Source organism: Pseudomonas sp. CLCA07 (genome assembly GCF_053615335.1).
This window is the reverse complement of sequence record NZ_CM132131.1, coordinates 4,050,755-4,064,262: the sequence shown is the minus strand read 5'-3', so window position 1 is coordinate 4,064,262 and position 13,508 is coordinate 4,050,755. Positions and strand designations below refer to the sequence as shown.

The 13,508-nt window shown below is 56.3% G+C and carries 11 protein-coding genes; 7 read left to right on the top strand and 4 right to left on the bottom strand.

Annotated features, from left to right (window positions below):
- The first annotated feature begins 85 nt into the window (after positions 1-85).
- The 7 genes from ACWGZX_RS18605 (at position 86) to ACWGZX_RS18575 (ending at position 8,926) form a co-directional block, all read left to right on the top strand.
- Positions 86-1,687, top strand: a complete 1,602-nt coding sequence (locus ACWGZX_RS18605) for an ABC transporter substrate-binding protein (RefSeq protein WP_452624930.1) — start codon at positions 86-88, stop codon at positions 1,685-1,687.
- 175 nt (positions 1,688-1,862) lie between these two features.
- Positions 1,863-3,275, top strand: a complete 1,413-nt coding sequence (locus ACWGZX_RS18600; protein ID WP_452624929.1) for an OprD family outer membrane porin — start codon at positions 1,863-1,865, stop codon at positions 3,273-3,275.
- Between the two features lie 77 nt (positions 3,276-3,352).
- Entirely contained in the window at positions 3,353-4,948 is a 1,596-nt protein-coding gene (locus ACWGZX_RS18595) for an ABC transporter substrate-binding protein (protein ID WP_452624928.1), read from the top strand.
- Positions 4,949-5,022: 74 nt separating this feature from the next.
- On the top strand, positions 5,023-6,033 hold the full coding sequence (locus ACWGZX_RS18590; protein WP_223516441.1) for an ABC transporter permease subunit: 1,011 nt from the start codon (positions 5,023-5,025) through the stop codon (positions 6,031-6,033).
- Between the two features lie 10 nt (positions 6,034-6,043).
- Positions 6,044-6,967: an ABC transporter permease subunit gene (locus ACWGZX_RS18585; RefSeq protein WP_452624927.1), complete on the top strand. Its 924-nt coding sequence runs from the start codon at positions 6,044-6,046 to the stop codon at positions 6,965-6,967.
- Positions 6,968-6,977: 10 nt separating this feature from the next.
- Positions 6,978-7,946: an ABC transporter ATP-binding protein gene (locus tag ACWGZX_RS18580; protein ID WP_223516437.1), complete on the top strand. Its 969-nt coding sequence runs from the start codon at positions 6,978-6,980 to the stop codon at positions 7,944-7,946.
- The gene (locus tag ACWGZX_RS18575; protein WP_452624926.1) at positions 7,946-8,926 is read left to right on the top strand and encodes a peptide ABC transporter ATP-binding protein; all 981 of its coding nucleotides are present in this window, start codon (positions 7,946-7,948) and stop codon (positions 8,924-8,926) included. The genes ACWGZX_RS18580 and ACWGZX_RS18575 overlap by 1 nt, the downstream gene beginning before the upstream one ends.
- Before the next feature lie 175 nt (positions 8,927-9,101).
- Here the strand turns inward: ACWGZX_RS18575 and ACWGZX_RS18570 are convergent, their stop codons facing one another.
- The 4 genes from ACWGZX_RS18570 to ACWGZX_RS18555 all read right to left on the bottom strand — a co-directional run bounded on the left by ACWGZX_RS18570 (position 9,102) and on the right by ACWGZX_RS18555 (position 13,174).
- Positions 9,102-9,356, bottom strand: coding sequence for a hypothetical protein (locus tag ACWGZX_RS18570; protein ID WP_452624925.1), 255 nt, complete (start codon positions 9,354-9,356; stop codon positions 9,102-9,104).
- A gap of 155 nt (positions 9,357-9,511) precedes the next feature.
- On the bottom strand, positions 9,512-10,750 hold the full coding sequence (locus ACWGZX_RS18565) for an MFS transporter (protein WP_452624924.1): 1,239 nt from the start codon (positions 10,748-10,750) through the stop codon (positions 9,512-9,514).
- The gene (locus ACWGZX_RS18560) at positions 10,743-11,777 is read right to left on the bottom strand and encodes a hypothetical protein (protein ID WP_452624923.1); all 1,035 of its coding nucleotides are present in this window, start codon (positions 11,775-11,777) and stop codon (positions 10,743-10,745) included. Before ACWGZX_RS18560 ends, ACWGZX_RS18565 begins: the two co-directional genes overlap by 8 nt.
- A gap of 14 nt (positions 11,778-11,791) precedes the next feature.
- Positions 11,792-13,174, bottom strand: a complete 1,383-nt coding sequence (locus ACWGZX_RS18555) for a DUF6002 family protein (RefSeq protein WP_452624922.1) — start codon at positions 13,172-13,174, stop codon at positions 11,792-11,794.
- Positions 13,175-13,508 lie beyond the last annotated feature (334 nt).

Genomic DNA, 13,508 nt, shown 5'->3' with positions numbered 1-13,508 from the left:
AGGGTTTGAAATCAATGATCCTCCACGTTCCAGGACGGAACGGCGGCTCATTGTCAAAACACTCGTGAATATAAGAGGGAGCGTCATGCGCCATACCTTGGTTTTATCCGCATTGCTGGGCACCGGCCTGTTGGCCGCCACTTCCATCACCCAGGCCGCCAATAACAGCCTGGTGTTCTGCTCCGAAGGCAGCCCCGCCGGTTTCGACACGGCGCAGTACACCACTGCGACCGATAACGACGCCGCCGAGCCGCTGTACAACCGTTTGGCAGAGTTTGAAAAAGGCGCGACCAACGTCGTACCGGGCCTGGCCACGAGCTGGGATATTTCCGGGGACGGCCTTACGTACACCTTCCATCTGCGTGAAGGGGTGAAATTTCATACCACCCCATACTTCACGCCGACCCGGGACTTCAACGCCGATGACGTGCTGTTCACGTTTAATCGCATGCTCGACCCGCAACAACCTTTCCGTAAGGCTTATCCGACCGAGTTCCCGTACTTCAACGGGATGAGCCTGAACAAGAACATCGCCAAGGTCGAAAAGACCGGGCCGCTGACCGTGGTCATGACGCTCAACAGCGTCGACGCCGCGTTCATCCAGAACATTGCCATGAGCTTCGCTGCCATCCTGTCCGCCGAATACGCCGACAAGCTGCTGGCCGAAGGCAAGCCGAGCGACATCAACCAGAAGCCGATCGGCACTGGCCCGTTTGCATTCAAGAGTTACCAGAAAGACTCCAACATCCGTTACACCGGCAACAAGCAGTACTGGGACCCGAGCCGGGTCAAGCTCGACAACCTGATTTTCGCCATCAACACCGATGCTTCGGTGCGGGTGCAGAAACTCAAGGCCAACGAGTGCCAGATCACCCTGCATCCGCGCCCTGCCGATGTGACTGCGCTGAAGAACGACAGCAAACTTCAGCTCATCGAGAAGCCTGGCTTCAACCTCGGTTACATCGCGTACAACGTTCGACACAAGCCTTTCGACCAGCTCGAAGTGCGTCAGGCGCTGGACATGGCGGTGAACAAGCAAAGTATTCTCAACGCCGTCTACCAAGGTGCCGGGCAATTGGCCGTCAACGCCATGCCGCCGACCCAATGGTCTTACGACGAAACGATTAAAGACACCGCCTACAACCCGGAAAAAGCCAAGGAATTGCTCAAGGCCGCCGGCGTGAAAGAAGGCACCGAAATCACCCTGTGGGCAATGCCGGTTCAGCGCCCTTACAACCCGAACGCCAAGTTGATGGCCGAAATGCTCCAGGCTGACTGGGCAAAAATCGGTCTCAAAGTGAAGATCGTCAGCTACGAATGGGGCGAGTACATCAAGCGCACCAAGAATGGCGAACACGACATCAGCCTGATCGGCTGGACCGGAGACAATGGGGACCCGGACAACTGGCTCGGCACGCTTTACAGCTGCGACGCCATTGGTGGCAACAACTACTCCATGTGGTGCGATCCGGCTTACGACAAGCTGATCAAGCAGGCCAAGGTCGTCACCGACCGGGACCAGCGCACCGTGCTCTACAAACAGGCGCAGCAGTACCTCAAACAGCAGGTACCGATCACGCCAGTCGCCCACTCGACGGTTAACCAGCCGTTAAGCACCAAAGTCGAAGGGTTCAAAGTCAGCCCCTTCGGCCGCAACGTGTTCTCGGGCGTCAGTATCGACCAATAACCGATTAGCCAGAACGCTGGGGGCGCATTGCGCCCTCACGCAAGCGTGTTGCCTAAATTCGCCAGTACGGGGTAAGGCAAACGTTTGCGAAGCCTTGTTTGCGTTCTAAACCAAATAGCCGGATCACCCAATAAGACCGGCATTAATAAAAAAAAGAAACCGAGGAGCTTCACCCATGAAACTGAGCAGCAGCGCGATATTGGCCCTGGCCATCAGCAGCGTAACCGCCACGGCATACGCAGAAACCCAGAGCCAGGAATTCACCCCGGTGACGGTCAACACCAAAAGCGCACAAGCCGACGCAACCGGCTTTGTCGAAGGCCAGTCGATTTCCGGCACTACGCGTAACTGGTACGCCAACGAACAATTGCATCGCGGCAGCAAGTTCACTTACCTCAAAAACGGTGTACCCACCCCGACGGATCGCCGGATCAACTGGGTTCAAGGCACCATCGTCAAGTACAACTCCGGCTTCACCCAAGGCGCCGTGGGCTTGAGTACTGAACTGGCCGCCTACAACGAAATTGCTCTGGAGCGCGATCGCGAGAACCTGGCTTCCAACAACGGTGGCGCACCGGGCACCCGTCCAGGCGCGGGCAACAACCGTACCCTGACCAAAGAGGGCGGCGACGCTCAAGGTCAGTGGAGCAAGCTGGGTCTGGCCAACGTCAAGGCGCGAGTCTCCAACACCACCCTGACCGCCGGCCTCATGAACTTCAGCAGCCCGATGGTCGACGTCATCGGCAACCGTGCACTGCCTTCGAGCTTCGAGGGTGTGGCGATCCACAGCGAAGAGCTGAACAACCTGGCATTCGATCTGGGCACTTTCGATCGCAACTCACCGCGAACCGAAGAAAGCCTGAGTAAATTCCGTAGCGAATACGCCAACAGCTTCGTTGAAACCGATCACGTTCATACCGGCGGTATCACCTTCACACCCTTCGCCAGCCTGACCACCAGCCTGTGGGCGACCCAGGCTGAAGACCTCTGGAACCAATACTACTTCGGCGCCAATCACATCCTGGGCGACAGCCAGGTGCTGAGCCTCAACACCAACCTGAATTACTACAAAACCCAGGAAGAAGGTAAGGCCCTGCTCGGCAACATCGACAACGACACCTACTCCCTGTCGTTCGGCCTGACTCACCGGGCTCACACCCTGACCTTCTCGTACCAGCAAGTGGAAGGTAACGAGTACTTCGACTACCTGCACGAAACCAACGGCATCTACCTGGCCAACTCCCTGCTGTCGGACTTCAACGGCCCGAACGAGAAATCCTTCCAGATCGCCTATGGCCTGAACATGGCTGAATACGGCGTGCCTGGCCTGAAGTTCAACATCTACCAGGCGCGTGGCTGGGGCATCGACGGTACTCACTACACCGGCACGGCCTACGACGTTAAGAACATGGACGGCGAACATCATTACGAATACGGCATCGGTTCTACGTACGCCATTCAGAGCGGCCCGTTCCAGGCCTCCACTGTTCGCGTGACCTACACCGCTCACCGTGCCAGCGAAAACCAGGGTGATGGCAGCATCAACGAGTTCCGCCTCGTGACCACCATTCCTTTCAATATTCTGTGATGCACCTGCCCAACGGCTGATTCAGTGACGAATCAGCCTTTGGGTTTTGTCCTTTAATCGATTGCAGAGGGTTCTTGATGAAAATGCTTCCCCTACGTGCGGCCATCACGGCCGCGTTGCTGAGTGTCGCTGTTGGCGTCGCGGCTAAACCCCTGGTGGTCTGCACCGAAGCCAGCCCGGAAGGCTTCGATATGGTCCAGTACACAACTGCAGTCACTGCCGATGCGGTGGCCGAAACCATCTTCAATCGCCTGGCGGACTTCAAGCCCGGCAGCACCGAGGTGATTCCGGCGCTGGCCGACTCCTGGGACATCAGTGAAGACGGTCTGACTTACACGTTCCACCTGCGCAAAGGCGTCAAGTTTCACACCACCGATTACTTCAAGCCGACCCGCGACATGAACGCCGACGACGTGGTCTGGAGCTTCCAGCGTCAGCTGGACCCGAACCACCCATGGCACAAACTGTCGAGCGTGGGCTTCCCGTACTTTGAAAGCATGGGCTTCAAAGAACTGCTCAAAAGCGTCGAGAAAGTCGACGACAACACCGTCAAATTCACCCTGACCCGTCGCGAAGCGCCGTTCCTGGCGGACATCGCCATGGCCTTCTCCTCGATCTACTCCTCTGAATACGCCGACCAGTTGCTCAAGACCAACAAGACCGGCGATCTGAACAACAAACCAATAGGCACCGGCCCGTTCGTGTTCCAGCGTTATAACAAAGACGCTCAGGTTCGTTTCAAGGCCAACCCGGAGTATTTCCGTGGCAAACCACCGGCTGAAGCCTTGATTCTGGCGATTGCCACCGACAACAATGTGCGCCTGCAAAAACTCAAGGCCAACGAATGCCAGATCGCGCTGTATCCCAAGCCCGATGACATCCCGAGCATCAAGAAAGACACCAACCTCAAGGTTGATGAGCTGAACGCGATGACCGTTTCGTACATCGCGATGAACACCTCTCACAAGTACATGAGCGATGTACGCGTGCGCAAAGCCATCGACATGGCGTTCGACAAAGCCGCATATGTCAATGCTTTGTTCGGCAAAGGCAATGCAACCGTGGGCGTCAACCCGTACCCTGACACCCTGCTGGGTTACAACTACGCCCTGAAAAACCCGCCGCGTGATCTGGACAAGGCCCGCGCCCTGCTCAAGGAGGCCGGCGTACCAGAAGGCACTACATTTACGCTGTTCACCCGCAACGGCGGCGGTCCGACCAACCCGAACCCGATGCTCGGTGCGCAGATGATGCAGGCTGACCTGGCTCAGGTCGGGATCAACGTCGATATTCGCGTCATGGAATGGGGCGAAATGCTCAAGCGTGCGAAAAACGGCGAGCACGACATGGTTTCCGCCGGATGGGCGGGTGATAACGGCGACCCGGATAACTTCCTGACGCCTATGCTGAGTTGCGAAGCAGCCAAGAACGGCGAAAACTACGCACGCTGGTGCAACGAGAAATTCCAGACGCTGATCGACGAAGCCCGAGCTAAAGTGAACCCGACGGAACGTGCAGCGCTCTACGAGCAAGCCCAGGAAGTTTTCAATCAGGACCAGCCATGGATCAGCATGGCGCACACCCGTATGTTTACTGCAATGCGCAACAACGTAGAGGGCTATCACATTAGCCCGCTTACCACGAATAACTTCGCCACCACCCAGGTGAAGTAAATAAGAAAACTCCCGGTGTCCCTGACTCCAGGGACACCAGGCACGCCTAACCGGCTGATGAGGTACACCACAAGATGTTTAGTTTTATTGCCCGCCGATTGGGGTTATTGATCCCCACGTTCTTCGGCATCACCTTGCTGACTTTCGCGTTGATTCGCATGATTCCAGGCGACCCCGTGGAAGTAATGATGGGCGAACGTCGAGTCGACCCGGAAATGCATGCTCAGGCAATGGAACGCCTTGGTCTGAACAAACCGCTGTATGCCCAATACCTGGACTACATCGGCAAACTGGCTCACGGCGACCTCGGCGAATCGCTGCGTACCCGTGAAAGCGTGTGGAGCGAGTTCACCTCTCTATTCCCCGCGACCCTGGAACTGTCCATGGCCGCCCTGTTGTTCGCCGGCATCCTGGGCCTCCTGGCCGGGGTGATTGCGGCACTCAAGCGAGGATCCCTGTTCGACCATGGGGTGATGGGCATCTCCCTGGCGGGATACTCGATGCCGATCTTCTGGTGGGGCCTGATCCTGATCATGTTCTTCTCGGTGAGCCTGGGCTGGACCCCGGTGTCCGGGCGGATCGACTTGCTCTATGACATCGAGCCGCGCACCGGCTTCATGCTCATCGACACGCTGCTGGCCGATGACGTCGGCGCATTCTTCGATTCCCTGCATCACCTGATCCTGCCGGCCATTGTGCTCGGCACTATCCCGCTGGCCGTTATTGCGCGGATGACCCGTTCGTCGATGCTCGAAGTACTGCGTGAAGACTACATTCGTACCGCCCGCGCCAAAGGCCTGTCGCCGTCGCGCGTGGTGTTCGTACACGGCCTGCGCAACGCGCTGATTCCGGTACTGACCGTGGTCGGCCTGCAAGTCGGCACATTGCTGGCGGGTGCGGTCCTGACCGAAACCATCTTCTCGTGGCCCGGCATCGGCAAATGGCTGATCGAAGCTATTGGCGCACGGGATTATCCCGTGGTGCAAAACGGCATCCTGTTAATCGCCTGCCTGGTGATTGTGGTCAATTTCGTAGTGGACATCCTCTACGGCTTTGCCAACCCACGCATCCGTCACCAGCGCTGAGATCATGACCATGACCACTCCAGCTTCAACTCAAAATCAAGCGGTAACAGTCGATCAAAGCCTGCTGTACCCGTCCCCGTACAAAGAATTCTGGCACGCGTTTTCCCGCAACAAAGGCGCCGTCGCCGGCCTGATGTTCATGTTGCTGGTGATTTTTTGCGCGATCTTCGCGCCGTGGGTTGCCCCGCATAACCCGAGCGAACAGTACCGTGACTTCCTGCTGACCCCGCCAGCCTGGCTGGAAGGTGGGCAGTTGCAGTTCCTGCTCGGCACCGATGAATTGGGTCGCGACCTGCTGTCGCGCCTGATCGCTGGCTCGCGTCTGTCGCTGATGATCGGCTTGTCGTCGGTGGTGATGTCGTTGATTCCGGGGATCCTGCTGGGTCTGTTCGCCGGTTTCTTCCCACGCCTGCTTGGCCCGACCATCATGCGTCTGATGGACATCATGCTAGCCCTGCCGTCCCTGCTGCTGGCTGTGGCGATTGTCGCCATCCTCGGCCCTGGCCTGATCAACACCGTGATCGCCATCGCCGTGGTGTCCCTGCCGTCCTATGTTCGTCTGACCCGCGCCGCGGTGATGGGCGAACTGAACCGCGACTACGTGACCGCCGCGCGCCTGGCCGGTGCCACGCTGCCACGCCTGATGTTCATCACCGTGCTGCCTAACTGCATGGCACCGCTGATCGTTCAGGCGACCTTGAGCTTCTCCTCGGCGATTCTCGATGCCGCGGCACTGGGCTTCCTCGGCCTTGGCGTACAACCGCCAACCCCTGAGTGGGGCACCATGCTGGCTTCGGCTCGCGACTACATCGAACGCGCCTGGTGGGTAGTCAGTCTGCCTGGTTTGACCATTTTGCTCAGCGTGCTGGCAATCAACTTGATGGGCGACGGCCTGCGCGATGCGCTAGACCCGAAACTCAAGAACGCCGCCTGAGGAGATTCAAATGTCACTGTTAGAAATCAAGAATCTCAACGTTCGCTTTGGCGACAAAAACGCCGTTCCGGTGGTCGACGGGCTCGACATTACTGTGGAAAAAGGCGAAGTCCTGGCCATCGTTGGCGAGTCGGGTTCCGGTAAATCCGTGACCATGATGGCGCTGATGGGCCTGATCGAACATCCGGGGATCGTCACCGCCGACGCCCTGAATTTCGATGGCAAGAACATGCTCAAGCTCAGCAACCGTCAGCGCCGGCAAATCGTCGGCAAAGACCTGGCCATGGTCTTCCAGGACCCGATGACCGCACTGAACCCGAGCTACACCGTCGGTTTCCAGATCGAAGAAGTGCTGCGCCTGCACCTGAAAATGTCCGGCAAGCAAGCCCGCAAGCGTGCCATCGAGCTGCTGGAAAAAGTGGAAATCCCGGGCGCCGCGAGCCGTATGGACGCTTACCCGCACCAACTGTCCGGCGGTATGAGTCAGCGTGTGGCAATCGCCATGGCGATTGCCGGCGAACCGAAACTGCTGATCGCTGACGAACCGACCACTGCACTGGACGTAACGATTCAGGCGCAGATCATGGACCTGCTGCTGGCGTTGCAGAAAGAGCAGAACATGGGCCTGGTGCTGATTACCCACGACCTCGCGGTCGTGGCCGAAACCGCCCAGCGCGTGTGTGTGATGTACGCAGGCCAAGCGGTTGAAGTCGGTCAAGTGCCACAGCTGTTCGACATTCCGGCGCATCCGTACAGCGAAGCATTGCTCAAGGCGATTCCGGAACACAGCCTCGGTGCCACGCGCCTGGCCACGCTGCCGGGCATCGTTCCAGGTCGTTATGACCGTCCGCAGGGTTGCCTGCTGTCGCCGCGTTGCCCGTACGTGCAGGAAAACTGCCGTCAGCAACGTCCAACCCTTGACCCGAAAAGCAACAGCCTTGCCCGCTGCTTCTACCCGCTGAATCAGGAGGTGGCGTAATGGCCGTCGTACTTACCGCCCGCGACCTGACCCGTCACTACGAAGTGTCCCGTGGCCTGTTCAAGGGTCATGCGACTGTACGCGCCCTGAACGGTGTGTCTTTCGAACTGGAAGCTGGCAAGACCCTCGCCGTTGTAGGCGAGTCGGGCTGTGGCAAATCCACCCTGGCCCGTGCGTTGACGCTGATCGAAGAGCCGTCCTCCGGCTCCTTGAAAATCGCCGGCCAGGAAGTCACCGGTGCCGACAAGGCCCAGCGCAAGCAACTGCGCAAAGACGTGCAGATGGTGTTCCAGAGCCCGTACGCGTCGCTGAACCCTCGGCAAAAAGTCGGTGACCAGCTCGGCGAACCGCTGCTGATCAACACCAACCTGAGTGCCTCCGAACGTCGCGAGAAAGTCCAGGCGATGATGAAGCAGGTGGGCTTGCGTCCGGAGCATTACCAGCGTTATCCGCACATGTTCTCCGGCGGTCAGCGCCAGCGGATCGCCCTCGCCCGCGCAATGATGCTCCAGCCTAAAGTGCTGGTAGCGGACGAACCGACCTCGGCGCTGGACGTGTCGATTCAGGCGCAGGTGCTGAACCTGTTCATGGATTTGCAGCAAGAGTTCAACACCGCGTACGTGTTCATCTCGCACAACCTGGCGGTGGTGCAACACGTTGCCGATGACGTGATGGTGATGTACCTCGGTCGCCCGGTAGAAATGGGTCCGAAGAACGACATCTACGAGCGCCCTCTGCACCCGTACACCCAGGCGCTGTTGTCGGCCACGCCGACCATTCACCCGGACCCGAACAAGCCGAAAATCAAAATCGTCGGCGAGTTGCCTAACCCGTTGAACCCACCGTCCGGCTGCGCTTTCCACAAGCGCTGCCCGTACGCCACCGAGCGTTGCAGCACCGAAGAGCCGGCCTTGCGCCTGCTCGACAGACGTCAGGTGGCGTGCCACTACGCCGAGCAGTTCATCGACGGCGCGGCGTAAAAATGTGGGAGCGAGCCTGCTCGCGAAGGCGTAATGCCAGTCAACATTAGTGTTGGCTGACACACCGCTTTCGCGAGCAGGCTCGCTCCCACAGGGATATCGGAGCTGTTCACTAACCCCTTCTACTTCGATTGCTTAGCTATCGAAGTAGAAGGGGTTTTATTTTGTACGTCAGTTACGTTTGGCTATCGCCTTCATCGTCGTCGGTGTCCGGCTCTTCAGTGGTCGAATCGTTATCGTCCTTGCTACCACCCTGATCTTGGTCCCCAGGCTCTGAATCGCCCTTGGCGATCATCAGGCCAGTGTGTGTCACCTGCCCGCTCGACGCTTGTTCACCATGGTCTGGGCACTCTGCCCATGCCGCCGACATACCCACGCACAACATCACTAAAACCTTAAGCAACAGCACAATGCGTTGAAAAATGCTCATAGCCGAATCCATCCTTTTTGGGGTGACGCTTGGGCGCCTGACTGACGCTGAGTCAAATCTAGTTCCGATCAGCGTGGTTCTCCAGTAGGACGCTAACGAGGCGGTGGAAATGCCATTGGCGGGGAGATTGGTTTTGAATAAGGTCTATAACCAGATCAGCTAAATGAAGCAGGATCACTGATCGCCGATAAAAATACTCTTTCCTGCTCCGACACACGAGTCGCTTGATAAATCAGCGGTAGAGACGACAACGCCAGAGCCGCGCTGGCGAGCCAGACGCTATGCCCGCCAAAATAACCATACAGCTGGCCACCAAGCGTCGGCGAAAGCAGCACGCTCGCGCTCCAGCACATGGTAAAAAGACCAAAGTACTGCCCGCTCTTGCCCGCTTGCGCACGCTGCATGACCAGCACATTGAGAGTCGGCATAAAGAGAATTTCACCAACCGTCCAAACGACCGTCGACAGGCAGACAAACAACATTCCGGAACCCAGAGGCAGCATTCCCAGTCCGCAAGCCAACAACAAACTGCCTGCCAACAGTTGCCGTCGCGCGCCCCATCGCTCCGCCCAGTGAGACAACGGAATCTGCAACGTCACCACTAGCATCGCATTGAGCGCGAATTGCCACCCGATGACCTCCGTACCTAACTGATAGTAATCGAGCAAGTAATTGCCCAGCATGCTGTAAACCGGTTCAAAGGCCAGGCCGAGCAAGACAGACGCCGCCAACAACCAAAGGAAATGCTTGTCCCGATACGGCACGCATGAAACTGAGTCCGTATCGGTGGCCCCCTTCATCAAAAAAGCTTTGCGATGAAATGTCGACCGGACAAACCAGACCAATGCCAGCACCGTCATTGCCGCACTGACAAAAAACAGCAGGCGAAAATCAGTCTGCGCCAGGACGCCACCCGCCACTCCAGCTACCGCCATCCCCAGATTGCTCCCGACACGGCTCAACGACTGAGCGCGAGCACGCTGCTTAACTTCGCAATGTTCCATAAGCAAACGCTGATGAAGCGTACGAATTGCACCGTCGAGCGCACCACTGAACAGCAGCAACCCGGCAAGAAAAAACACATCAGTGACCAGCCCCAACAAGACCAGTATCCATGCAGAGACAAAAAACAACGCGGCGGTGAGCCGCGCAGTGGGGAAATGATCACTCAGCAGCCCCCCCACCATAGAACCTACCAGTAAGCCGGCCCCGTAACCGGATAACAACCAGCCAACCGTCTCAATCGGAAATCCCAGTTCCTGACGCAGGTAAAACGCCATGAATAGTTTGACCATGGCACTCAATCGGCTGATAAAAATCAACGCAGCAAGGACCCAGGCCATTGGACAGAAGTAGCCAGCGAGCCGAGTCACATGAGTAAACCGACTATCCATTCCATTGGTCCAGATCGAGACTCACATGGCTGTTAATGCCTTTTGAAACGAAAGGAATATCCGAGCGAATTTTATGGTTTGCATCGTAAAAATACTGCGCTTGCAGCCGACCTTCAGCATCCAGGCCAATCAAAGGATTGTTGATCAAGAATTGTCGCGTTGAGGCGCAAAGCGTTGTTGCTCGAATCAATGTCCGCCATCGACCGAACGCGTTATCCGGAATAAATGCCTGCGCCCCAAAGCGTTTTTTGTATTGGAATGTTCCCTTACTTAAAAATGGCTCACAGCCCTGAAAGTCAACAGTATCAATAAGGGGGTAATTGGATGCCCATTCCAGAATCGCGTGATAAACAAAGTTCTGTGCTCCATTTTCCCGGCAAACAGCGGTACCACCCTTTACCCCGATCAATCGCGCATTCAAGACTCGCGCCGATTTATCAATCTGGCAAACACTGCCCGCTACCCACTCACCATTCAAAAGGACCCGAAACAATACTCCTCGTTTGAACAAGTCTAGATAAGCCGCCTGCTCCGGCACGCTCCGAGCAAATACCCCGTAGCGAGCACTCATTGTCGGAACATGCATGGAGCGGTAGAAAGCGAAAAAATCTTCATCCTCAAGCGAAACGTCGAAATCAAACCCTTGCTCGATGGCGTGAATACGACGTTTGCTTTCTCGATGAGAGATCTGACACAGAACATGTTCCCAACCAGCAAAAACATCGACTTTCTGGTGAATCCTGCTGACGCCCAAAATATCGCCAGGCTGCTGGTATTGCTGAATGACCTCATCGGGTGCCATCAGCAAGCACATATTGGCCTGGTTCTTCTTTATGAACAGCTCTAGCTGACTCCACTCCAGAGTCCCTTCCCGCTCTACAGAGGAGAACTCGAAAAAACAGTGATCCACAAAAGCAGCGATGTAGAGCAGCCCTTCTGCCACGCCGACATAAACAAGGCTTGCAGGTATTCCAGCTCTGGAATATCCCCTGTAAACACGGAAATGGCAGAGCACCTCCCCGGTCATGGAAAGGCTAGCCCTCATGAATCAGAGCCTTTACAAAGGATCTCCATCATCTCTTCAGCGCTGCTGATGAATGACAATCCGTCGGCTGGAATGGCTTCGTAATCCCCCCGACAATAGGTACCCGACGCATGAATGGTGCAACCATCCATACCCTCTAACAACTGTCGATCAATTGCATTCAGACAACCTGTCATCGCCATCACCAATGACCACTCCTTCAGATCACGAGGGTCGGCTGGCAATTTAACAGGCGTATTCGCGAGCAAACGAACGCATTCGCTGTAGCGTTGCATGCACTCATGGAGTGATACGACAATTCCGGAGCCGCCGTTGGCCCTAATGTACGCAGTCATTTCTACTGCGGTAGGCGGCAGGTGCGTATAAAAAGTCGGTTCTAGAACCTCATCGGGACTCCAGGTCGCAGCAGGAAAGTGCGCAGACTCAGTCTGCACCCACAGCCCATTAGCTGTTTGGGTATAGCGTGGTGTAGAAGCACCTTCGAAGTTTCCGTCAAGTAAGTGCAGAACCATGTCGCTGGTTGCCAGATGTTGAACCAGTAAAAACGAAGGTGGCGAAACTTGCTTCTTTTGACGTTTCAATACCTCCACACCTGAGCAATACCCCAAAAGGCCATATGCACTCGACACCGCATGCACATGGACGGTCCTGCGATCGGTGTCCCAGGCATCACCATACTCATAATCAAAAAATGCCCGAACCTGGTCAGAAAACCGGTAGTTCTCAAGACGAAGGGAATGCCACAACTTCGTTTCATCCAAAGGACGACGCTCGAAGAGCCCTTTGAACTGTTGGCCAACAACCTTCACTTCTTCCGGTGATTTGGTATTAAGCACGAACACAGGGTTCAGGGCGCGCAACCGAGGATCATCATAAAGCTCGGTTCTGCGTAACTTGCCGATAGTCTGGGCAGGCGTCAGTGTGACGATGCGCAACTGCGTTGGATGAACCAGCTTGGCTTTCAATGCACGCAGCACCGCATCACGCAGTGCAATTGCCTTGTTTCCGGAGGATGGGGAAAACAACAGAATGCTTTCCCCAGTCTCCTGAATATGCCTAATGGCGCGGGCTACGATCAGCGTCGAGGCGAAGGTTTTCGTCGTTTGGGTGTTAACGTTCTGCCTAAGGTCGAACAAACGCAGCGGCATTCCACGGTAACATCCCAATTCGAAAAACTGCGCTGTGGCAACGCAAAGGAAGGCCTGCATGCGCAGATCCAGCGCAGGTAACCTCATGGAAGGTTCAAAAGCATCGCTGCTACTGACTTCGAAATCGGCAGCAGTACTGGCTATCAGATCGTAGTAACGCTCGATGATAGAAATCGGGCTGTGGGGTCGCATGGTTACCAACGCATCTGTACCGCTTTTCATCACGTCCATTTGTCGGGTGCTCCTGCTCATGGAAGGTCACTGTTTGCGAAATGTCCTCCGAACACTAGACGTCAACAATTGAGCTGTCGCTGGTAAAAGACTGGGGTATTGAAAAGTAGACTCGAGCTACAAAACCCAGAAAGGAAACCTACAGAAATGCCTTACATACGTGAGGAAACGGCCTACCAACACAAAACCTGTGGGAGTAAGCGTGCTAGCGATGGCTGACTAACATTCAACACATGCATTGAATGAAAAAGCATCGCGAGCAGGCTCACTCCCACAGGGGGGAATGCTTCAGACACAAAAAACCCCGCAGCTTTCGCAACGGGGTTTTCGGTGA